Source organism: Algoriphagus terrigena DSM 22685 (genome assembly GCF_000429445.1).
GTDB classification, from domain to species: Bacteria; Bacteroidota; Bacteroidia; order Cytophagales; family Cyclobacteriaceae; genus Algoriphagus; species Algoriphagus terrigena.
The window spans coordinates 410,090-432,164 of record NZ_AUBW01000003.1 but is presented as its reverse complement, the minus strand read 5'-3'; the positions used below and the strand labels follow the sequence as shown (position 1 = coordinate 432,164).

At 47.8% G+C, this 22,075-nt stretch carries 17 protein-coding genes; 4 read left to right on the top strand and 13 right to left on the bottom strand.

Going from position 1 to position 22,075, the window contains the following annotated elements:
- Window positions 1-132: 132 nt before the first annotated feature.
- Window positions 133-2,379, bottom strand: a complete 2,247-nt coding sequence (locus G459_RS0101835; RefSeq protein WP_035454877.1) for a Tex family protein — start codon at window positions 2,377-2,379, stop codon at window positions 133-135.
- A gap of 263 nt (window positions 2,380-2,642) precedes the next feature.
- On the opposite strand from G459_RS0101835, the gene G459_RS0101830 reads away from it, so the two are divergent.
- Window positions 2,643-3,209: a TlpA family protein disulfide reductase gene (locus G459_RS0101830; RefSeq protein ID WP_035454874.1), complete on the top strand. Its 567-nt coding sequence runs from the start codon at window positions 2,643-2,645 to the stop codon at window positions 3,207-3,209.
- A gap of 99 nt (window positions 3,210-3,308) precedes the next feature.
- Window positions 3,309-5,642, top strand: a complete 2,334-nt coding sequence (locus G459_RS0101825; RefSeq protein ID WP_026966104.1) for a glycoside hydrolase family 95 protein — start codon at window positions 3,309-3,311, stop codon at window positions 5,640-5,642.
- Between the two features lie 79 nt (window positions 5,643-5,721).
- Here the strand turns inward: G459_RS0101825 and G459_RS0101820 are convergent, their stop codons facing one another.
- Window positions 5,722-6,318 carry a hypothetical protein gene (locus tag G459_RS0101820; protein WP_026966103.1) on the bottom strand — a complete coding sequence of 199 codons (597 nt, stop codon included), beginning with the start codon at window positions 6,316-6,318 and terminating at the stop codon, window positions 5,722-5,724.
- Between the two features lie 178 nt (window positions 6,319-6,496).
- Here G459_RS0101820 and G459_RS0101815 point away from each other — a divergent pair, with 178 nt between their 5' ends.
- Entirely contained in the window at window positions 6,497-8,290 is a 1,794-nt protein-coding gene (locus tag G459_RS0101815) for a hypothetical protein (RefSeq protein WP_026966102.1), read from the top strand.
- Window positions 8,291-8,393: 103 nt separating this feature from the next.
- On the opposite strand, the gene moaCB is transcribed toward G459_RS0101815, so the two are convergent.
- The 7 genes from moaCB to G459_RS0101780 all read right to left on the bottom strand — a co-directional run bounded on the left by moaCB (window position 8,394) and on the right by G459_RS0101780 (window position 15,068).
- Complete coding sequence (gene moaCB, locus G459_RS0101810) at window positions 8,394-9,299, bottom strand: bifunctional molybdenum cofactor biosynthesis protein MoaC/MoaB (protein WP_026966101.1); 906 nt, start codon at window positions 9,297-9,299, stop codon at window positions 8,394-8,396.
- A gap of 125 nt (window positions 9,300-9,424) precedes the next feature.
- Entirely contained in the window at window positions 9,425-9,871 is a 447-nt protein-coding gene (locus tag G459_RS0101805) for a molybdenum cofactor biosynthesis protein MoaE (protein ID WP_026966100.1), read from the bottom strand.
- Window positions 9,872-9,878: 7 nt separating this feature from the next.
- A complete protein-coding gene (locus G459_RS0101800) occupies window positions 9,879-10,949 on the bottom strand; it encodes a HesA/MoeB/ThiF family protein (protein WP_035454872.1) in 1,071 nt (356 codons plus the stop codon).
- 1 nt (window position 10,950) lies between these two features.
- Window positions 10,951-11,190 (bottom strand): MoaD/ThiS family protein, encoded by a 240-nt coding sequence (locus tag G459_RS0101795; RefSeq protein ID WP_035454870.1) that lies wholly within the window; start codon window positions 11,188-11,190, stop codon window positions 10,951-10,953.
- Window positions 11,191-11,247: 57 nt separating this feature from the next.
- Complete coding sequence (locus G459_RS26620) at window positions 11,248-12,432, bottom strand: molybdopterin molybdotransferase MoeA (protein ID WP_035454868.1); 1,185 nt, start codon at window positions 12,430-12,432, stop codon at window positions 11,248-11,250.
- Entirely contained in the window at window positions 12,433-13,413 is a 981-nt protein-coding gene (gene moaA / locus G459_RS0101785; RefSeq protein WP_026966097.1) for a GTP 3',8-cyclase MoaA, read from the bottom strand.
- 197 nt (window positions 13,414-13,610) lie between these two features.
- Window positions 13,611-15,068 (bottom strand): pyruvate kinase, encoded by a 1,458-nt coding sequence (locus G459_RS0101780; protein WP_026966096.1) that lies wholly within the window; start codon window positions 15,066-15,068, stop codon window positions 13,611-13,613.
- Window positions 15,069-15,298: 230 nt separating this feature from the next.
- On the opposite strand from G459_RS0101780, the gene G459_RS0101775 reads away from it, so the two are divergent.
- The gene (locus G459_RS0101775) at window positions 15,299-16,027 is read left to right on the top strand and encodes a DUF4397 domain-containing protein (RefSeq protein WP_026966095.1); all 729 of its coding nucleotides are present in this window, start codon (window positions 15,299-15,301) and stop codon (window positions 16,025-16,027) included.
- Window positions 16,028-16,317: 290 nt separating this feature from the next.
- Here G459_RS0101775 and G459_RS0101770 read toward each other — a convergent pair whose 3' ends face one another.
- The 4 genes from G459_RS0101770 to G459_RS0101750 all read right to left on the bottom strand — a co-directional run bounded on the left by G459_RS0101770 (window position 16,318) and on the right by G459_RS0101750 (window position 22,075).
- A complete protein-coding gene (locus G459_RS0101770; protein WP_026966094.1) occupies window positions 16,318-18,228 on the bottom strand; it encodes a polysaccharide biosynthesis protein in 1,911 nt (636 codons plus the stop codon).
- A gap of 284 nt (window positions 18,229-18,512) precedes the next feature.
- Window positions 18,513-19,136: a sugar transferase gene (locus G459_RS0101765; RefSeq protein WP_026966093.1), complete on the bottom strand. Its 624-nt coding sequence runs from the start codon at window positions 19,134-19,136 to the stop codon at window positions 18,513-18,515.
- Between the two features lies 1 nt (window position 19,137).
- Window positions 19,138-20,274 carry an aminotransferase class I/II-fold pyridoxal phosphate-dependent enzyme gene (locus G459_RS0101760; protein WP_026966092.1) on the bottom strand — a complete coding sequence of 379 codons (1,137 nt, stop codon included), beginning with the start codon at window positions 20,272-20,274 and terminating at the stop codon, window positions 19,138-19,140.
- Between the two features lie 622 nt (window positions 20,275-20,896).
- The gene (locus tag G459_RS0101750; RefSeq protein ID WP_026966090.1) at window positions 20,897-22,075 is read right to left on the bottom strand and encodes an AraC family transcriptional regulator; all 1,179 of its coding nucleotides are present in this window, start codon (window positions 22,073-22,075) and stop codon (window positions 20,897-20,899) included.

Sequence of the window (22,075 nt, the reverse complement as noted above, 5' to 3'; positions counted from 1 at the left end):
ATTTTCAGATTCCCGCCGATTTGTTTAATAGAAATCGCCTCGATCAGTCTCCCCATTCGTTTCCAACGATGGTGCATTAAGTGAGGATACTAACCGAAGCGAAATAACAAATAACCTATAACTTAATAAGCTTTATTTCCCAAACTTCCCCTTCAGCATTGCGAGCTTATCAGCCATGCTGCCCTGAGGTTCTTCCGTTTTCACAGGTTTCTGAACAGGCTTGGCCTGGCTTTTTCCGCGCTCCGCAAAAGGATCAGCCTTCATGCTCAATGCAATTCGCTTTCTCGGGATATCCACTTCCATCACCGTCACCTGCACTTTTTGATTGACAGAGACGATCTCATTTGGGTCTTTGACATATCGGTCAGCCAAGTGGCTCAGATGAACCAAGCCATCCTGATGCACTCCCACATCCACGAAAGCCCCAAAAGCCGTAATATTCGTCACAACTCCAGGCAGCTTCATGCCGACCTTCAAGTCCGACATCGAGTTAACTCCGTCCTGGAAATTGAAGACCTCAAAAGTCTCCCGTGGGTCACGCCCCGGCTTGGAGAGCTCTTCCAGAATATCCTGAAGCGTTGGCAAACCGACTGTCTCAGATACGTAGTTTTTTAGGACAATCTTGCTGCGCAAATCTTCCGAACCCATCAAATCCTTTACCGAGGCTTTGAGGTCTTTGGCCATCTTCTCGACCAGCTCGTACCGCTCCGGATGAACCGCCGAGCTGTCCAAAGGATGCTTGGCATTCCGAATTCTCAGGAAGCCAGCTGCCTGTTCGAATGCCTTTTCGCCCAATCGGGGCACTTTCTTGAGTTGGCTTCGGCTGGAGAACGGGCCATTTTCCGCCCGGAAGTCCACGATATTCTGTGCCAAACCCGGCCCCAATCCGGAGACATAGGTGAGCAATTCCTTGGAAGCGGTATTGACCTCCACTCCAACTCCGTTCACGGCAGACATCACCGTATCGTCGAGCGCATTTTTGAGCGCGTTTTGATCCACATCGTGTTGATATTGTCCGACGCCGATGGACTTGGGGTCGATCTTTACCAACTCCGCCAGCGGATCCATCAGTCTGCGACCAATGGATATGGCGCCTCTGATCGTCAAATCCAGATCCGGAAACTCATTTCTAGCCACTTCCGACGCGGAATAAATTGAAGCGCCAGACTCATTGACCATCGTCACGATCACCGATTTGGGAAGGCCGAGACTTTTCACAAAAGCTTCCGTCTCACGACCTGCAGTCCCGTTACCGATGGCAATAGCCTGCACCGAAAATTTCTCCGCCAAGCCTTTCACGATCATCCCTGCCTCGGCAGTTCTCCGCTGTGGTTCGTGCGGATAGATCGCTTCATAATGCAAAAACTGACCCTGTGGGCCGAGGCATACCAACTTGCAACCTGTCCGAAATCCCGGATCAATCGCCATCACGGACTTCTCTCCCAATGGCGCACCGAGAAGCAACTGGCGGAGATTTTCCGCGAACACACGAATGGCCTCTTCGTCCGCCCTTTTCTTGGTCAGCAAGCGTACTTCCGTCTCCATGCTTGGCTTGAGCAATCTTCTATAGCAGTCCTTAACAGCGATTCTCACCTGATCGACAGCCGAGTTTGCAGCATCTTCCAAAATCTCCTTTTCAATTCTAGCCAAAGCAGAAAGCTCCTCAGGACAGGAATCCAGCATCAGAAACAGCTCTTTTTCCCCTCTTCGCATCGCCAAAACCCGATGGGATGGTGCGGTCTTGATCGGCTCGGACCAGTCAAAATAGTCCTTGTACTTGACCGCTTCGTTTTCCTTTCCGGGAATTACGCGGGAAGTAAACATCCCCTCATCCAAAAACAACTTTCGCATCTTTTCGCGAACTGGCGCACTCTCGTTGACCCACTCCGCAATGATATCTCGGGCACCCTGCAGTGCTTCCTCGGCAGTTTTCACCTCCAACTCATCGTTGAGATACTTTGCTGCTTCCGACTGAAGGTCAAAGGAAGTTTGTGAAAAAATCCGCTCAGCTAGTGGTTCAAGGCCCTTTTCTCTGGCAATCGTCGCCTTGGTTCTTCGCTTGGGTTTATAGGGCAAATAGATGTCTTCGAGCTTTGACATGGTCTCGGCACCTTCGATGGCCTTCTTCAGTTCGGTCGTCATCTTGCCCTGCTCCTCGACAGATTTCAAGATCGCCTCCCGTCTCTTGTCCAATTCGCGGAGCTGTTCGATGCGGTCGCGAACCCCAGCGACCTGAACTTCGTCCAAGGTTCCAGTGGCTTCCTTTCTATAGCGGGAAATAAAGGGAACCGTTGCTCCACCGTCCAAAAGCTCGATGGTGGCTTTTACCTGATGGGGCTTAATACCCAGTTCAGATGCGATTTTAATCTCGTAAGTCATATGTTTGGGAATACTTTGCTTCTAATCAACGCCGCAAGTTAAGCCCGCATTGGATTTGAAAAAGGGGAATATGTGCGCTTGGTCACTAAGAGTCTGGGATTGTGGAAGTAATTTTGATTTCGGATTTCCAAACTTCATCATTCGATATTCGACATTCAGTATTCGATATTGTCGGATTAGAAAATTAACGACCAAAACCCAAACTTTAGAGGTTCTAGAAGCCTCATACTTTGTACTTGGTACGTCGTACTTAATACATTAAAATGAAAAAAGAATTTAAGTCTTGGGGCCTGATTCTGGCCTTTTTCGCATTTCTCTACTTCACAGGTTTACTTCCGGTGATTCAGGGCGGCATGCAGTCCGTGTTGCTTTCGACCGGCTTGATGAAACCCAAGATCGAAATCCCCGATCTGACCGATCAAAAATTCGACTATCGGGCGCAGTTCAAAGACTTCGATGGAAATGTAATCGACCTCCAAGACTACCGGGGCAAAACGGTCTTCATCAACCTCTGGGCTTCCTGGTGCGGGCCCTGCCGGGCGGAAATGCCGCATATTTCCGAACTCTACAAATCAGTCAAAGACACTCCCAATCTCGAATTCCTGATGATCGGATTAGATAATGATATCGAGAAAAGTAGAGAATTTATTGAGGGAAAATCTTGGGCTTTTCCTTCTGTCCATGCGAGTTTCGGGCTAAATCAAAGTCTACAAAGCGAGTCCATCCCCACAACTCTGGTAGTGAACAAGGAAGGAAAAATCGTCTTTTATCAGCAGGGAATGAGCAACTTCAATACGGATGAGTTTCGGAATTTTCTGAAGGATTTATAGAACTCAATGCCGTTCAGAGTCTGTTTGAGGCATTTTTTCCCCGAACAGGTTGGCTGGGTTGAGGATTTGTCGTAATCTTGGACCATACCCAAGTAACCCATGAAAAAGTCTCCCATTTTAGTCCTTTGGGCATTTTTTATTGTGCTTTCTACCTCAGCCCAAAATTCCGTTCTCTGGTACAATCAGCCAGCCGAAAAATGGGAAGACGCGCTCCCCCTGGGGAACGGACGATTGGGAGCCATGGTCTTCGGAATTCCAGGCAAGGAGCATATCCAGCTTAACGAAGACTCGATGTGGCCCGGTGGCCCGGACGACTGGGGCTTGGCGGATGGAACTCCTGCCGATCTCGCTCAAATCCGTGAATATCTGATCGCGGGCGATCACCAAAAAGCCGACTCGTTGCTGGTCTTAAAATTTTCCAGAAAAGAAGTCACCCGATCTCATCAGACGATGGGGGATCTTTGGATGGATTTCGATTGGAAGTCAGTCACAGAATACAAGAGAAGTCTGGATCTGGGCACCGCCATAGCCCTGACCGAATTCAAAAGTGAAGGGCATAGCGTCAGGCAGGAAATCTTCGCTTCAGCGCCCGATCAAGCCATCTTGATCAAACTCCTCACCACTCATCCAGATGGGTTCCGGGGACTGATCCGAATGGATCGTCCGATGGACCAGAATCACCCGACGGCGGAATCGAAAGCTCTGAATGACAACCTGCTCGAGATGAAAGGCATGGTCACACAGCGCAATGGACAGATCGATTCCAAGCCATTTCCAATTCTCAACGGCGTCAAATTCCGGGTTCTCCTGCTCGCCCAAAATCAAGATGGCCAAATCAAAGCTACATCGGAAGGCCTGCAGGTAAGCGGAGCCAAAGAAATCTACCTAAAACTGGTTGCCGAGACCAGCTATTATGAGGCAGACTTTGAGAAAAAGGCCGAAGCCAAACTCGACGAGATCGCGTTTAGCAGCTGGGGGCAGCTCCAGCAGGCGCACGAGCGGGAATACAAGTCGTGGTTTGACCGAATGAGTCTGACTTTAAGCCGGGAAACGGCGGACGAAACACCCACTGACCAACGCATCCAAAATGTAAAGTCGGGCAAAACCGATCAACATCTCGAAAAACTCCTTTTTGACTTTGGACGGTATCTCCTGATTTCCTCTTCACGACCTGGCACCAATCCTGCCAACTTGCAGGGACTTTGGAACCAGCACATCTCCGCTCCGTGGAATGCCGATTACCATCTCAATATCAACCTTCAGATGAATTACTGGCCGGCGGAAGTCACCAATCTGAGTGAACTCCATGGGCCTCTATTTGACTTTACGGATGAGCTCATCGAGAACGGTAAGAAGCCCGCTTCCGTGAATTTCAACATGAAAGGAGCGATGCTTCCCCACACGACGGATCTTTGGAAAATCCCTTTTCTGCAGTCCAGAACAGCCTTTTGGGGGAGTTGGATCGGGGCGGGCGGCTGGTTAGGCAGACATTATTGGGAGCATTACCTGTTCACTCAGGACAAGGATTTTTTGGAGAAAAGAGCCCTGCCAGCTTTCGAGCAAATCGCCCAATTCTACTCTGATTGGTTGATTACAGATCCAAGGGACGGGACACTGGTATCAGCGCCCTCGACCTCTCCGGAAAACCAATTTATCGACGAAAAAGGCGTCCAGGCGGCCTCGACAATGGGAGCCGCAATGGATCAACAACTGATCTCAGATATTTTCAGCATCTATCTGAAATCCAATGAAATTCTGGGCAAACGATCCGCGCTGACCGACAAGATCCAAACCCAACTCGCCCAGCTTCGTCCCGGAATTCAATTGGGTTCGGACGGCAGGATCCTCGAATGGGATCGGGAATACGAAGAGCCCGAAAAAGGCCATCGACACATGTCACATCTTTATGCGTTTCATCCCGGCGCTGCCATCACCAAAGACGCCACACCTGAGCATTTCGAAGCGGTGAAGAAGGCCCTCGACTACCGGCTGGCTAATGGTGGCGCCGGAACCGGCTGGTCGCGCGCTTGGCTGATCAACTTTTCCGCCAGGCTGATGGACGGAGAGATGGCCTATGACAACATCCAAAAGCTTCTTGCCACTGGCTTGTTCACCAACCTATTTGATGCGCATCCGCCCTTTCAGATTGACGGAAATTTCGGCTACACAGCCGGTGTGGCTGAGATGCTGCTGCAATCTCACGAGGAAGGAATTATCCGGGTCATGCCTGCTTTGCCCAAAGCTTGGAAATCCGGCAAAGTAACCGGAATGAAGGCTCGCGGAGGATTCACGCTGGATTTCACTTGGGAAGATGGACAAGTGAAAACGCTAAGGGTTCACTCTGCAAAAGGCAAAAAGGTCGTTCTCTTTGCGGATGGTTCCGAAATCGACCTGCAGCTAAAAGCAGGAGAAAGCATCGAGATGGAGTTTTGACGAAAACTGGAGTTTATCCGAGGCGAAGGCCTCTGACGAGAACGCAAGTAAGCTTTCTTTCTCAGACCTCTTGTCTAGCCTACCGTTTCTTTCCCCATGCAGCGATCACGTACTGATAGGCCGATTCGATGGATTTTTGTCGCTGGGTAACATATCTGACCAGAGAGAGGAACATGAGGATCAAACTCAAACATCCTCCTCCCCAGCTCCCTTTCGAGAAAGCCCAAATCCCTGCGATCAGAAGCACGACTACGAAGCTTCGGAAAAACTTCGACTCTGCAATATGCTTTTCCACCGCCTGATACATCAGCGGCTGATGCTGAATCAAGTAAGCCAAAGACCACTTGAACACATTGAAATACTTCCGGTCGATCTCACCGATTTCACTGTCCTTAATCTCTATGGCTTTCTTGACTAAGGTCTCGTCTGGCCATCTGGATTTCTTGATTCTCTCAAAGACTAGCCCATCCAAGTAACTGGCTACCATGTGGATGAAATGCCCGAGTACATAAGCTGTGGCCGCAAACACGGCCCCGGACGCCCAGCCTTCCGGGATCTCACGAAGCATGGACGAGTCCCGAAGTCCTCCTAGCTGCCAGGCCAAGCCCAACAAAAAGCCCCCCGGTAGAAGTAAGGACAGCAAATCCAGCAAACCCAAATTGAATTTTTCGATCATAAAAATTTGATTTTCAAGCCTGTGATCAAATTAGTCACTAAAAACCAGAATGCCGAACGGTGTTTTTTCTCAGATTATTCTCTGATTAATGTCAGGCTAGCACCAAGCTAAAAGCATCCTTTCGAGACCAGGTCCGAGGTAGTTTTGTGGCTTCATCAGATTCATTACCGCTCCATTTATGTACCAGTCTGCCACGCTCCACACCTTTCACATCCCAGTGATGGGTTTGGGATATACAGTCGACACCCCGCTTAAGGTCGCCAGATTCGGCATATCCAGCGTCGTCTCCATCATGGATGATTTCCTGTTGGAGGACATGCGGAGGATCCATTCCAGAATACTCAGCTTGCCTTTTTCCCCTATCCTGGAATCAGAAGCCGACTATCGGGCCAAAAGAGTCCAAGCTTATCTCGATATGCTGCATCAGGTCATCCAGACCCAGATGGAAGAGTTGAAAAACGAGAATTGGGAAGTCGCCGGTTCGATGAGTCAATTGATCGCCCTACTACCGCAGGAAAGTGAGGTCACGCGATTGTTCAATCAATACTTGGCGGCGGAATCTTCCGAAAAAAACAGCCTAAAAGCCCAGCTTGCAGAGCTAGTGATACCCGGATCGGTTGACGTGAACATCATGACCAAGGTCGATAAACTTAACTACGACAAAGAAGGAAACGAGCTCTCCCGGGAGTATTCCGATGCCTTGTCAGCCTTGAGAGGCTTCGCCAAAAGCAAACTAACAGCGGCCTTGGTTTTTTCCGCAGGCATGAATCCCGCCCTCTACAGCTATGCTGAGCAATTTGCCGATTTTTTTCCTGACGAAAATGGCAAGATCAAAAAGCGGATCATCCTCAAGGTAAGCGACTATCGGTCGGCATTGATCCAAGGGAAATTCCTGGCAAAAAAAGGACTTTGGGTATCTGAATTCCGGATCGAATCGGGTCTAAACTGTGGCGGGCATGCTTTTGCAACAGATGGTTTCCTGGCAGGACCGATCCTGGAGGATTTCAAAACCAACCGAAAAGAGCTGATCGAAACCATCCGACAGAGCTGCAATCTGGCATTGGGCCAAAAAGAACAACCGCTTTTGCCAGAAAGTGAATCCATCAAAATCACCTATCAAGGCGGGATCGGTACCGCCGGAGAAGACAGCTTCCTCAGAAATCACTACCAGCTGGACGGCACGGGTTGGGGAAGTCCATTTCTGCTAGTTCCGGAAGCCACATCCGTCGACGAAGAGACAATCCAGCGGATTATCGAGGCCAAAAAATCCGACTTTTTCCTGAGCCACGCTTCACCTCTCGGTATTCCGTTCAACAATTTGCGCACGAGCAGCGGAGAAGATCAGCGCAAAATGCGAATCGAAAAAGACCGGCCAGGAAGTCCCTGCTACAAGAAGTTTTTGAGCTTCAGCACGGAATTTACCGAGAAGCCGATCTGCACGGCGTCAAGACAATATCAGGTTTTAAAGTCCAAACTGTTTGACCAAGGCAAGATCAGCAAGCAGGAACTCAACGACATCTTGGAGAAAGACTGCCTCTGCGAAGGACTCAGCGCTCCGGCGATCCTCGCTCAGGGCGAAACTCCGCGGCGAAACCTCAATGCGGTAACCATCTGTCCCGGCCCAAATTTGGCCTATTTTAAAGGGGTTTTCAGCCTCAAGGAAATGGTAGATCACATCTATGGAAAGATCTCACTGAAGCTAGAATCAGATCGGCCGCATGTCTTTGTCAAAGAGGCTCAGCTGTATATGGATTATCTAAAAAAGGAATTTCAAAAGCTGATTCCTGAGGCCTCGACCAAGCAGGAAGCTTACCTCGAAAAGTTTCGAAAAAACCTGAACCTCGGGCTCGCCTATTACCAGGATTTGGTCGATTCGATCCATGTGGATTCGGAAGAAATCATTGGAAAAATGAAGCTGCAACTTCAGGAATTGAAGAGCGAGATCGAATTACTAAGGCCTCAACTGGCTTAGGCACGAAAACGAAATCTCCTGCTTCCAGCGAGGCAGGACATTTACACTTTCTCTCGGATCTTGATTCTTGGCTCTTGTATCTTGATTCTTGATGCGGCAGCCTTCAATGCCTGGCTCCTGCCAAGACAGGAAACACGTGAAAAACCGCCGGAAAAACAGCGTCCATTGATTCTCCAGCACCGGCTGTCGAACCAGGCAGAGCCAGAACCAACATCTTTCCGATCGTTCCAGCCACAGAGCGCGACATCATCGCCGTCGGTACCCGCTGCTGTCCGTACGATCGAATTGCCTCTTCGATTCCCGGCACTCTTCGAGTCAAAATCGGCAACAATGACTCCGGCGTAATGTCTCGTGGCGACAGCCCTGTTCCGCCAGTATAGATCAGAATGTCGATCCCCTGCGCTACCGCGTCATGGGCAGCATTTTGAATCTGGTCGCTATCATCAGGAATCACGACATAATTCAACACCTGAACGCCGAAACTTTCCAATTTGCCAATGATGACTTTACCGGATTTGTCCTCTCCTTTTCCCTGAGAGATAGAATCCGAGCACACTACCACAGCCGCCTTCAACTTGCTGAAATCCGACTTTTGATCTGACTTTCCGCCACGTTTTTCCAAAAGTTTAATGTGTTGGATGCTAATCCCTTTGTCGATCGGCTTGAGCATATCATACATCGTCAGCGCCACGACCGAAGCCGCATGCATCGCTTCCACCTCGACTCCGGTTTTGTAGATCGTGTGGATTTCGACGACCACCTGGATTTCCATCTCTCCGATCTCGTAGCTCACTGCTGTAAACTCGATCGGCAGCGGATGGCAATCAGGAATCATGTCCGCTGTACGCTTTGCCGCGAAAAGCCCGGCCGTTTTGGCCATTTCCAGGACGTCGCCTTTCGGAACGGTCCGGTTCTTTACCGCAAGGATCGTCTCCGGCTTGCTGACACAGACAATCGCCTGGGCGATTGCTTTGCGAAGTGTGGATGATTTATGGGTGATGTTGATCATGATTCTTTGTTTTGTCAACGGTCAACAGTCGACACTCGACTGCTATCTAGGGTTTAGAGAAAACATCTAACTCCAAGGAGTTGGTCCTCTTCCGTTTCCGGTCTTTCAGCTTCTAACATCCTGCATTAAACATTCACCTTCCAGACATGATTATCTGAATCCAGAATCTCTTTTCCCCAAACCGGAAGTTCGGCCTTGATCCGCTCAACCAGCTCGTCGCAGGCGTCCATCGCGGCTTTGCGGTGCTTGGACGAGGTAAATACAACAAGGCACAGCTCACCGACTTTCACCGCCCCCAAACTGTGGTAAATGTGCATACAGGTCAGCGGATATTTTGCAAAAATGGCCTCCCGGATCTCAAAAGCCTTCTCCAAGGCCATTTCCTCATAGGCGGTGTAGTCAATGGCGATCACCTTCCCTTCGGGTTTCTCGTCAGCACGAACTTGCCCCAAGAAGATCGAATGCCCCCCGATATCGGTCTTGCTTGCGTGGTTGGCTATCGATTTGGCGACAGCTTCTGGCGAGATAGCGCCCTGCACAAAGATATTTTTGGGGTTGCGTTCCTTTTCCATGCTCATGTCAATTTGTTTTCAATGCGTTGATACCGCCCTTGATTGAGTAGATTTTCTTATCAGGAAAGGCTTCCTGAAGCTGCCGGGCGGCATTTTGACTTCGGATCCCGCTTTGGCAAAAGAACAGCACCTCTTCAGAATCCGCTAATCTTCCAAATTGGGTAGAAAGCGAAGAAAACGGGATTTTTAGCAAGCCGGTACATTCCAAAGGTGGCATTTCTCCGGGTTCGCGTACATCCACGAAAGCTACATCATGATTCATTTTTTTCATGGCATCCGACCAAGTAAGCTGCTTGATGCCTTCACATGCGAGTTCGTAGTCCATAATTTCAAACGAGGCAAACGACGCTGGCATGGCTTCTTGTGCCTCCGAGTTTGGGGAAATCTCTACTTCGTAGGTCTGGGAGGTAAGACTGTTGAAAAACAGCACTCGGTTGCTCAGCGGCTTACCCAGACCGCTCAGTACCTTGATAGCTTCCAAGGCCATCAGGTTCCCGATGATTCCCGGCAAAACCCCGATTACACCGGTTTCTGCACAATTCGGGATCTCCAAAGCTGAAGGCATCTTCGGATATAGATCCCGGTAGTTGCAGGCATTTTCGCCTAGGTTAAAAACAGAAACCTGGCCCTCGTGTTGGTAAATTGCTCCAAAAACCAGAGGTTTTCCCATTAAAACACAGGCGTCATTGACCAAGTATCGGGTCGGAAAATTATCTGTCCCATCGATCATCAAATCATACCCTGAGATCAATTCTTGCGCGTTTTCGGTGGTGATAAATTCCGGATAAACCTCCCATTTGATGTCACTGTATTTTTCTTGAAAATACCGGGCGGCAGTTTCAGCCTTGTTTTTACCCAGCTCTTTTTCCCCAAAAAGCACTTGTCGGTTAAGGTTGGACAGCGCTACCTTATCGCCATCTGCGACACCGATTTTCCCAACGCCTGCTGCGGCAAGGTAGAGCAAAATCGGGCACCCCAGTCCGCCGGCTCCGATGACCAAAACTGAGGAATTTCGAAGTTTGGCTTGGCCATCGATCCCAAATCCGGGAAGTATGACTTGTCTCTCGAATCGGTTCATCTTATCCTCCAGAAAAGGGTGGCAATAAGGCTATCTCAGCATTTTCAGGGATTTCCTGATTTCCGGAAATCAGCTTCTTGTTGATGGCAAGGCTAAATTTTGTGGTTGTCAATTCTGGGAATTTTGCGCGAAGAGTCTCCAACAGTGCCTCCGAATCCAGGCAATGAGCCAGTTCCAGATCAGTAGCTCCGATCCGCTCGGCAACCATTCCAAAAGCCTTGATATGAATAGTATTGGGCATTTGTGCGTCCAATTTTGAATTTAAAGATAATACAAGGTCGGCCTAAATCGCGCTACACTACCACGGATAGAACGCTACCAGACTTCCTTTCTGAATATGTTCGAGGGCAAGGGGGATCTCGGCAAGGCCGTCTGCAACGCCAAAAGGCAATAAATTGAACGATTCCTGACCGGAAAGCAAGGTGATTTTTCCAGTTTCGATCTTTGCTTTTAAGAAGAAAGTCAACTCAGTGCGCTTGTTGTAATCCTGAGCGATCGGCAGATAATACGGGCCAGCCCAAGCCGCAGAATTACCCATCCATTCCATTAGGCAAGGTTTGACATATTGCATAAAACAGGACAAGACTGAAGCCGGATTTCCCGGCAGCGCAAAAACTAATTTATTTCCCTTTTTACCCGCAAAAAGAGGCTTTCCGGGACGTTGTTTTATTTTATAGAAAAGCTGCTCCACCTCGTTTTTTTCCAGGCTCTCTTTGACAAAATCATAGTCACCGACAGAAATGCCCCCGGTGAGCAACAGAAAATCTGAGTTAGCCAGCGCATCACCAATTACCCGTGTCACTTCGCTTTCCTCGTCCTTTGCCTTGTAGATCGTCAGCTCGCTGATCCCCAATAGCTCCAAATAAGCCTGCAATGCCGGACCATTTGCATTATAGATCTGTCCGGCTTGGAGGGGATTCCCCAAGTCGACGATCTCATCTCCGGTCAGGATCAGAGCGATCTTTGGTGAGTGAAAAACTTCGACTTCACCGATCCCCAGCGAAGCCAGCAGACCGATCGTGCCCGGGGTAATCTTGGAGCCAGCCGCTACGATTTCTTCTCCTGTCTTGCACTGAGCACCTTTCTTCCGGACATTATTCCCTTTGGAAAATCGATTGGGCTCAAAAGAAATCTCATTTCCAGTTCGGTCAATGTATTCCTGCGGAATCACGGTATCAGCTCCTTTGGGAACCGGCGCTCCGGTGAAAATCCTCACAGCCTTTCCGGGTTCGAGATCAAAATCCGGATTTGCTCCAGCCTGAATGACATCGACGACTTCCCTGCTTTCCCCCGCTTCGCTCCACGCAATCGCGTAACCATCCATGCCCGAATTGTCAAAAGAAGGCACGTCCATCGGAGCGAAGATCGCTCGGGAGGTGAATCTTCCGAGACTTTTCTCAAGCGGTAAAAAGACCGGCGTTCCCTGCATTTGCAGGGATTTGAGGATGGTTTTGGCTTCGGAAACGTCTATGAATTCTTTCATCTAGCCGCCAATAGTGATCATGCTCCGGTTGTCAATCTTGTCGGGATCGGCTTGTAGATAATCCGCCGTAAACTGCCCTCCCAATGCCGAATGTTTTCTGGTCACCGAGGTTTTGATCAGCGGAATCACATCCTGTCCAGCTCGCATCGCTCCCAAAAGGTCTAGCTCTTCCTTGCCGAAAAGGCAATTTTTGATCCTGCCGTCGGCGGTCAGTCGCAGCCGATTGCAGTCGCCGCAGAAGTGCTCGCTCATCGTGGTGATGAAGGCGAAAGTTCCCGCAAATCCTGGAACCTGATATTTCTTTGCGGTGTCGTGCTTTTCGTCCACCAACTTTTCTACTGAATATTCCGCCGTGACCAGATCAAGCATTTGCTTGGCTGTTACGACCTGCTTGCTAGACCAATGATTGCCAGCAAAAGGCATAAATTCGATGAAACGAACGTGAATCGGGAGTTTTTCGGTAGCTCTCACGAAGTCACAGATCTCTTCTTCAATCATCCCGTGCAGGGCAACCGCATTGATCTTGACCCTAAAGCCTTCTTCCAAAAGCAGCAAAATATTTTCCCAAACCTGATCAAACTGATCCCGGCGGGTGAGTTTCTGGAATTTTTCACGGTTGAGCGTGTCCAAACTGACATTGACCGAACGGACACCAGCAGCCTTGAGGCCTTCGAGGTGTTTGTGGATCAAGACGCCGTTGGTGGTAATAGTCGCTTCCACGGGTAGCTTGGCGATTCCCTGCAGGATTTCCGGAAATTCCTTTCTCACGAGCGGCTCACCTCCGGTCAGTCGGATCTTATTTACCCCCAAGCCAACAAAGACCTCGGCCATCTTCAGGATTTCCTCCTTGCTCATGAGCTTGGAAGAAGGCATCCATTGCATCTCCTCCACCGGCATGCAGTAGGTGCAGCGGAAGTTGCAGTTGTCTGTCAGGGAGATCCGCAGATAATCGTGAACACGTCCAAAGGTATCTTGAAGCATATGCGATGTTAGGGACAAATCCTGTGAATTGAAACCCAAATTAAGTTTCAATTCACAAAGCGCTGTCCAATTTCAAAGTTTCTTTTTGGAAAAACTGCTAAAACAAAAAGCGTTCCTCCAGTATTCCTATCGACTTGGCATCTCAATCAGGCACCGAAAACATGCTGTGTACTGTCGTATAAGTTGCTGCTGCCTGCCTATTTCCCCAGAAAATCAGCTGCTATCTTCAGCGGACGCAGGGAAAGGCGGTTTTTGGTCCGTATCCCAGCGATACGTGTAGCGATACTTTGCAGCGTCCGAAGCAATTCCAGCGTATGCGGCCCCTTGTTGATCATAATACACTCAGCCGCAGCGGCCCGTCCCGCATCGGTGATTTCCGCCCGGGATGCGAGGCCGAATTTATGTAAACTTTCCAGCACCTGGGTCGCCCAAATGACCGGCACATGAGCCGCCTCACATAGCCAGGATATTTCCTCCTGTATCTCGACAAGTCGCTCGAATCCAATCTCCACCGCCAAATCACCCCGGGCAATCATCACGCCAAAATCCGGCTCGGTCATTCCTTCCAGGATGAGTTCCGGAAAATTTACGACCGCCTCATGGGTTTCAATCTTAAGAATAACGGGGGGAATTGTCGTCTTTATTTCCCTCATCGCATCTCTCAGATCGACGACATCCTGTGATTTTCGGACAAAGGAAAGTCCGACCGTGTCAGCATAAGCGCAGACAAACGGCAGGCAAGCTCGGTCGAAGTCCGTCAATGAGAGAATGTTCAACGTAGAATCGGGAAAGTTTAACCCTTTACCGGCCTTTATTACCGGCTTCTTGGAAGAGATCCGCTCGATCCTCACCGAGACACTACCCGAACGGAGCTCGTCCACTTTTCCATAAATCATCCCATCATCGATAAACACTCGATCCCCGAGCTTAAGACTGGAAATGATCCCGGGTTCATTCGGGCTGATGACGACATCTTCTTCTTTAAAACCGTCTACCGAATCGCTCAACCACATCAGCGAACCGACTTCGATCTTTACTTTTCCCTTCTTATTTCCTTTTCCCAACAAAACCGTCCGGATTTTTGGACCCGCGAGATCCAGATGAATCTTGCAGGGAATCCCGGTCTGCTTGCTTGCTGCCTGGATCTTTTCAATCATCTTGAGCCAAATGCCCTCATCGTCATGCGCACAGTTGATCCTGGCTACTCCCATTCCGCTTTTCAGCAACTCAGCTATCAGCTTTTTTTCTTCCAAAAAGGAGGCATCAAAGGTCACCATGACCGAAGAGGGCCATTCTGCATGCCTTTCACCAAAAAGCTTGATACTACTTTTTTCAATTTCTTTACGTCCAAATGTTGAGGTGCAAGAGTCAAGCTTGGCGAATTGATCGCCCAAATGCTGTAGGGTAACCTGAATCTGTCGGTGAATGTGGCTTTCGCCACTGGCCAGTGAAGAAAGTCCGTTGGCGTGAAGTTGATCCTGCAGCTTCCGAACGTCATTTTTTCGGAAGATTAAATATTTTAAAAAGTTGAGAGCAGACTTTTTGTTTTGAGGATGAACCCGTTCCAGCGTTTCTGGAAAATCCTTTTGAACACAGGACATGGCTTCATCAAGCAGGGTCAGTTGGTGCTGAATCTGAGCGGTTACGGTGGGCATAGAATGGCTTGGAATTGAATGCAATTTCCTAAAATCTCCGGACTTTCTCCGGCTGGATTTCCTGCTAGGTAACACTTATCTACTCAAAATAAATTCACCTGTTATGCTGCTGAATCTAAATTATTTAGCTCAAGTAACGAGAAAAACTTCAAGGTATTAGCCGCTTGCCTGAAGCGAAATCCGGCTTCGGTCCGTCTTGGGATCGTATTTGAAAATTAAATCCAACACGTATGAGCTTTATTTCCAAAAGCAAAACTAGTACCCGCAGGGGATTTCTGATTGTAACAGGAGTCATTGCCGGCTCCTTCCTATTGACCAGCTGCATGGACGATGTCCAATCTCCAGAACCGCAACCAGCAGCTTATGTTTCTATTTTCCAGGGTGCAACGGATGCACCTGCGATGGACATTTTCGCGAACCAAAATCGTGTGAACCAACAGCCCGTCCAGTACGCGCAGGTTTTGCCCTACAGCCCCTACCACCCAGGGACCAGAGATTTCCGGTTTTCGGCCTTCAACTCTGCTACTTCCCTGCTTGAAAAAGACCTAGTGCTGAAAGCCGATTCGGTTTATTCGATCTTTGTTGCTGCTGAAGCCGAAGGAATTGATGCCGTTTTGGTGAAAGACGTTTGGGAAATGCCAACTGCGGAAAAAGCGCAATTGAGATTCGTCCACCTTTCTCCTGATGCCGATAACGTATATCTGGAAGTATCAGGTACAACCACTCCGCTGGTCACTGGGTCGACTTTCAAGTCAGTCTCGGATTTCGAAGAATTGAACACTGGAAACTTTACGCTAAAAGTGAAGTCCAGTGAAACAGATGAAACGCTGATCCAATCGGGAACACTTGAATTGAGGGGAAACCGGGTGTACACGTTGGTCCTGAGAGGCCTCGCAAGTCAAACTACCGGAGACAAAAAGCTTGACATTCAGCTGATCACCAACTTTGTTAATTACTAAAGACGCCTCATTTTTTTAACTTCCAGATCCCGGAACTTTCACGAGTTTCGGGATCTTTTTTTACCCAGAGACTCCCGCAAAAAAGACTTATAAAGACTAACCTCGATCGGCATGTTTTCAGCAGGATAAATACGTCAACAAAAAAGCCGCAATCTTTGGAAAGAGGACGGCTTTATTTTCTGTTGACTTCTTTGGTTAACAATCTTGCCAGTTTGACTACGCACATGGGTTTAACCAAGTCGCGTTCTTCAAGCTTTTTTCGATAAATGTGTGCCTATCGAAAACGGTTTCTAATTCATTCTGTCCAAGACTTCGAATCTCGAGGAATTGGAGATAAACTCTGGGACCAGTGCTTTCAAGTGTCTAACCAAATCGGTTTCGTTATTTTTGCCAATCAGTTCTTGGAAAAACTCGATTTGTCCGTCGATTCGGTGATAAGATGATGGCAGCACCTGCGCTATCTTGATTTTTGGATGGTGAGTGATCTTTACAGTCTCAAAATCATTCAGTAATTCCTCATACAGCTTCTCCCCCTCTCTCAATCCACTAAACTGAATCTTAATATCGACATCAACCTTCTTCCCGGAAAGCCGAATCATTTTTTTAGCCAGATCCAAAATCTTCACCGGCTCCCCCATGTCGAAGACATAGATCTCTCCTCCCTCTCCCATCACCCCGGCCTCCAGCACGAGCTGGCAAGCTTCTGGAATAGTCATGAAATACCGAGTGATATCAGGATGCGTGACGGTCATCGGTCCGCCATTCAGGATTTGCTTTTTGAAAAGCGGAATGACCGAACCGTTCGATCCCAATACGTTCCCAAATCGGGTTGTGATGAATCTGGTGTGGATTTTCTTGTGATTAGTGTCCAGATATTGGTTTAGCGCCTGCACGTACATCTCAGCGGCCCGCTTACTTGCTCCCATGACGTTGGTCGGGTTTACGGCCTTGTCCGTGGATACAAAGACAAACTTCTCGACCTGCGCCAATACCGACAAATCAGCCAAAATCTTGGTGCCAATCACGTTAGAATGGACGGCCTCTTCAGGATAATTCTCCATCATTGGGACATGCTTATAGGCAGCAGCATGGAACACCACATTCGGTTTGAATTCTCTGAAGACTTCTTTCATCTTCTTCTTATTCCTCACGTCCCCGAGTATGATTTTGATTGAACAGCCTTGATGATGCTCTTTGAACTCCTGCTCCACATCGTAAAGTGGTGACTCTGCGATGTCCAGCATGATAATAAGCTTCGGATGGTAATAGGAAATTTGTCTGCACAGCTCTGAGCCTATAGACCCAGCTGCACCCGTCACCAAAACAACTTTACCTTTTAAATCCTCCTCAATCCGCGGATTATCCAATATAATCTGTTCTCTGCTCAAGAGATCTTCAATCTTAATCTCCCGGATGGCCCCTACGGTAAGTCCCCCATTAATCCATTGATCTACAGGAGGCACCACCGATACAGCGACATTCAGTCTAAGACATTCGTCTATGATCTCATTTTTGCGGGAAACTGAGAGATCTCTGACGCCAATAATCAAATCAGTGATCCCGTACAAGCCTACGAGTTTTTCCAAATCCTCCAAACCCTTGTAGATTCTTTTTCCGTCGATGTTTTTGCCTTCCTTTTTAGTATCATCATCCAAAAAAGCGACAATGTTCATCTGGCTCTTGCTGTCCTGTTTAATGGCCTCTTGGGCAATAATCCCGGATTCCCCAGCTCCAAAAATCACGGCGTGCCGTCGCTCTTTCTCCTCAAATCCGTTTTTGATATAGACAAACAGCTCCTTCACTAACAACCGGTAAAAAATCAGCATAAACATTGCCGACAAGCTGGCAATGATGAGAACTGAGGTGGGCAGTAGAAACCTGTCATTGAGGAAATTTCCATGGAAAAAATTAAGAAAAAGAAACAGCGTAAAATTCAGCAGAACTGTCTTGAAAATATTAGAACCGTCTCTAAAGCCAGTATGCCTCACGATACCCTCATAGCTCCTGGTATTTTGCATAACCAAGAGTCCACCGATCATGAAAGTAAAACTTCCCGCGAAAGCGTCGTATTGTTCAATCAGCTCCAGTTCAAAGTTGAACCGAACCAAATATCCAAATAATGCGCAATGAAAAAGAATCAGCGAGTCAAGAGTGGCTATGATCCATCTTGGAAGGATCTTCAACCGGGATAAAAAATTCATAGTAGAAATATTTTCAAATAGTCAAAAACTGATGGGGTCCACTATTAATTTATCTTCAAGATACAAAGTAAACAGATTTTTTAATTTTCTTCAACTTTCAGTTATTACTGAAATTTGAACTTTGGTACACCAATTTACAAAATCCAAATTAACTAATTTAAAAAGCGACTTAAATAAGTCAAACATCAAAAAAGGTAAAATTAGGTGCATTAAATATATCTGACTTGGAATCTGAAAGATTCAGCTGAGTTGTCTAATCGAAAAAAGTCAGGCATGACAATTAATCAAGAGCCGTTGTCAGCAATTCTTCCGGTAAAACGTCCAACCGTCACATGCCCCTGCTGGCTTACTCCTTTTCCCCGAATCACATTCCACAGCGTCTCCAGCAGTATCTTCAGGTCTAACCCAAACGACAGGTGATCGACATACCAAACATCAAAGTCAAATTTTTGCTCCCAACTAATCGCGTTCCTTCCATTGATCTGGGCCCATCCCGTTACACCGGGTTTCACGGCGTGTCTCCGAGCCTGCCGCTCATTATACAGCGGCAAATATTCCGGTAAAAGTGGCCGCGGCCCAACCAAACTCATATCTCCCCGCAGTACATTGAAGAGTTGGGGAATTTCGTCCAGCGAGGTCTTTCTGACAATCTTACCCAAAGAGGTTAATCTCTTGTCATCGGCTAGCAAATTGCCGTTTTCGTCCACGGCATCTGTCATGGTCTTAAATTTCAAGATCCAAAATCGTTTGCCATTTTTTCCGGGGCGCTCCTGCGCAAAAAAGGGCCTCCCCTTGAAATAAACAGCTAAGAGAAGAAACAAGAACAAAAAAACAGGAAACAACCCAATAAACATTAGCGTGGCAAGAACGAGGTCGAGCGCTCTTTTCCCGGAATCAGGATAACTCACACTAGCTAATTTTACTAAGTTCCCGCTCGATGATGTCAGTTATTTTCTTTTGACCTTCCAAACTGAGATTTTCGGAACTTGGCAGACATAGCCCTTTTAAAAACAACTTCTCAGCTACCTGCCCTCCATAAAATGGCGCGCCGCGAAAAACCGGCTGGAGATGTAAAGGCTTCCATAAAAATCTTGATTCTATACCAGCCTTGAAAAGCATAATTCGAAGTCGATCATTGGAGAAACCTGTCTTCTCCCCGTTAATCAAAATCGCGCTCAACCAATAGTTTGGAGTGGATTCTTCCAATTCAGGCTGAAATTCTATTCCGGGAAGATCCTCGAAAAGATCTCTATACCGGGCGTTGACGGCTCTTCGTTTTGAAATACAGTCATGTAGCTTTTCCAATTGGGCAAGTCCCACCGCAGCAGCCATGTTGTTCATCCTGTAGTTGTAGCCTATTTCCAGATGCTGATAATACGGCAGATCTTCCCTAGCTTGTGAGGACAGGTATTTGGCTTTTTCGATGACACTTACTTCGTTAGAAATCAATGCTCCGCCTCCACCTGTAGAAATAATTTTGTTCCCGTTGAAGGAAAAAACCCCAATCTTCCCAAAAGAACCGCAACTCTCTCCTCTATACATGCTTCCCACAGCTTCTGCAGCATCCTCCAACACCGGAATATTGTACTTCACGGATATTTCCATGATTTCTTTCATCTTGGCTGGCATGCCAAAGAGATGCACGACGATGATCGCTTTTGGTTTCTTGCCAAGTGAAATCCGGCTTAATACAGCATCCTCCAACAATTCCGGAGACATATTCCATGTATCAGCCTCACTGTCCACGAACACGGGGGTTCCTCCCAAATAGACGATTGGATTGGCAGAAGCGCAGAAAGTAAAAGACTGGCAGATTACTTCGTCTCCATGCCCCACGCCCAGTAAGATAAGCGCAAGGTGCAGCGCCGAAGTTCCTGAATTCAAAGCCACAGCCTGGTGGGACTTCATTTTTCGACAGAGTTTCTTTTCAAATCTATCTATGAATTCACCATTTGTAGCCAACTGTCCGGAACCAATCGCCTGTTTTAAGTAATGCGCCTCATTCCCATCAAAAACCGGAAACGAAAGCGGTAGGGTATAAGCCATTTAAATCGAGGGTGAATGGAAGACTCGGATAAACTTAATACATTAAAGACAAAAACCAAACCAAACCCCAATAGGTGCAAATGAAAAAAGAGCCCATTTTTTGGGCTCTTTTTATTCATATGGAAAGCGCTCATCACTAATTCAAACTCATACTTCCTGAGTCCACGGTCTGCTTATCGACTTTCAATTTTACTTTCTGAGAAGAAATCAAAGGCCTGATTTCCAAAACTCTATGAGCACTCCTCACTCTTTTTTCATGTATTTCAGAGTAATTTTTTCCAGTAAAAAATCCCAATCCAAGTACTATCCCAGAAAGGATTGGAAGCACGATATTGCAAGAAAAACCACCTGAAACAAAAGCCAAAAAAAATATTTCCAAATGCAAAAATCATTACATAAAAACCACATGATTGCATTTGAAACCCATCCGCATCCAGAAATTTGAACTTGGATCTTGTCCGCAGTCATGGGATGTTTACCCTGCGAAATCCTCCTGGCAAACACTCTTGCCATGTCATAGAGCGGGTAAATTAAAACCCTGTGACATCGGATGATTTCCATTCAGATCTCACGTGATCCGGTTCATAAAAATCCCTCCTGTGGTTCGCCGGGTGTGTCCACCTTATTTAGTAGTTATCCCGCTTTTCTTGTTTGCAAACAGTTTTCTATAATCCACCGGCGTGTGCCCCATCACTTGCCGAAACTGCCGCGCAATATTTTTACTATCCTGAAGCCCCATATCCAGGGCTATTTCAAAAATTGTCTGATCGGTGCTGATCAATTTCTCCGCCATCTTCTCAATTCTCAGGTTGGAGATGTATTTATAAACCGGCATGCCTGTGACTTCCAAAAACCGTTTTTCCAAGGATCTTCGCGACATTGGGACCTCCTTCACAATATCAGCCACCTGTAGATTGGTCTCGATATTTCGATGGATAAAATCGAGCGCTTGTGCGACGTGATCGTCCGTAGAAGCAAAGATGTTTGTCGAAGTCCGGGTGATGACTTTCAGCGGTGGCACGGGAATATCCCGGTAAAACTTCACCCGGCCCTGAATCATCAGATCCAATGCCCGGGCGGCATCGTATCCGCCTTTTTCAATATCCAGCTCGACGCTGGAGAGCGGCGGATCAGACAGCTCACAGAGCATCACATCATTGTCCACCCCCAATACCGACACTTCTTGAGGCACCCGGATTTGGTTGTGCTTGCAGGTCTCAGTGATGTGCACTCCCTGATTATCATCGCAGGCCATCAATGCGACCGGCTTGGGAAGACTTTTTAGCCACTTGGCCAGTGACTTACTTTTGTAATACCAGATGTCTGTCGACCTGGCTTTTTTGTGCTCAAAGTAATTCACCTGAAATCCAGCCTTGCTCACAGCAGTTTCAAATCCCTCCGCGCGTTCCCTCGACCATACGATATTATTGAAGCCGTAGAAGGCAAAGTTTTGGTAGCCTCTTTTCAGAAAATACTCCGCCCCCATCTTACCGGTCTGGTGATAGAGTCCCGTGATGTTTGGCAGCTTTTTGAAGCGCTCCTTGAAGTCCTGCGCAATCACCGGGAACGGTGATTCGTAAAACTCCGTCTCCATCTCGTTGTACAGCTGACCGATGATCCCGTGCGCTTTCCATTCCTTTGCCCATTCGACGATGCCCTTCACCCCCATTGTCTCCCGGTAATAGAGCGGCATACGGCAAAAACTCCAGTTGCCGTTTTCCGAGGAGTATTTACTGATCCCCTTCAATAGAGCCTTGCTGTACTCCTCGCCAAAGTCAAGTAGCAGGATGACTTTATACAT

Coding starts and splice junctions, on each gene's coding strand:
- G459_RS0101775 (WP_026966095.1), top strand. CDS start 15,299: ATGAGCTTTATTTCCAAAAGCAAAACTAGTACCCGCAGGGGATTTCTG.
- G459_RS0101835 (WP_035454877.1), bottom strand. CDS start 2,379: ATGACTTACGAGATTAAAATCGCATCTGAACTGGGTATTAAGCCCCAT.
- G459_RS0101815 (WP_026966102.1), top strand. CDS start 6,497: ATGTACCAGTCTGCCACGCTCCACACCTTTCACATCCCAGTGATGGGT.
- moaCB (WP_026966101.1), bottom strand. CDS start 9,299: ATGATCAACATCACCCATAAATCATCCACACTTCGCAAAGCAATCGCC.
- G459_RS0101820 (WP_026966103.1), bottom strand. CDS start 6,318: ATGATCGAAAAATTCAATTTGGGTTTGCTGGATTTGCTGTCCTTACTT.
- G459_RS0101795 (WP_035454870.1), bottom strand. CDS start 11,190: ATGCCCAATACTATTCATATCAAGGCTTTTGGAATGGTTGCCGAGCGG.
- G459_RS0101760 (WP_026966092.1), bottom strand. CDS start 20,274: ATGGCTTATACCCTACCGCTTTCGTTTCCGGTTTTTGATGGGAATGAG.
- G459_RS0101770 (WP_026966094.1), bottom strand. CDS start 18,228: ATGAATTTTTTATCCCGGTTGAAGATCCTTCCAAGATGGATCATAGCC.
- G459_RS0101805 (WP_026966100.1), bottom strand. CDS start 9,871: ATGGAAAAGGAACGCAACCCCAAAAATATCTTTGTGCAGGGCGCTATC.
- G459_RS26620 (WP_035454868.1), bottom strand. CDS start 12,432: ATGAAAGAATTCATAGACGTTTCCGAAGCCAAAACCATCCTCAAATCC.
- G459_RS0101800 (WP_035454872.1), bottom strand. CDS start 10,949: ATGAACCGATTCGAGAGACAAGTCATACTTCCCGGATTTGGGATCGAT.
- G459_RS0101830 (WP_035454874.1), top strand. CDS start 2,643: ATGAAAAAAGAATTTAAGTCTTGGGGCCTGATTCTGGCCTTTTTCGCA.
- G459_RS0101780 (WP_026966096.1), bottom strand. CDS start 15,068: ATGCCCACCGTAACCGCTCAGATTCAGCACCAACTGACCCTGCTTGAT.
- moaA (WP_026966097.1), bottom strand. CDS start 13,413: ATGCTTCAAGATACCTTTGGACGTGTTCACGATTATCTGCGGATCTCC.
- G459_RS0101750 (WP_026966090.1), bottom strand. CDS start 22,075: ATGTATAAAGTCATCCTGCTACTTGACTTTGGCGAGGAGTACAGCAAG.
- G459_RS0101825 (WP_026966104.1), top strand. CDS start 3,309: ATGAAAAAGTCTCCCATTTTAGTCCTTTGGGCATTTTTTATTGTGCTT.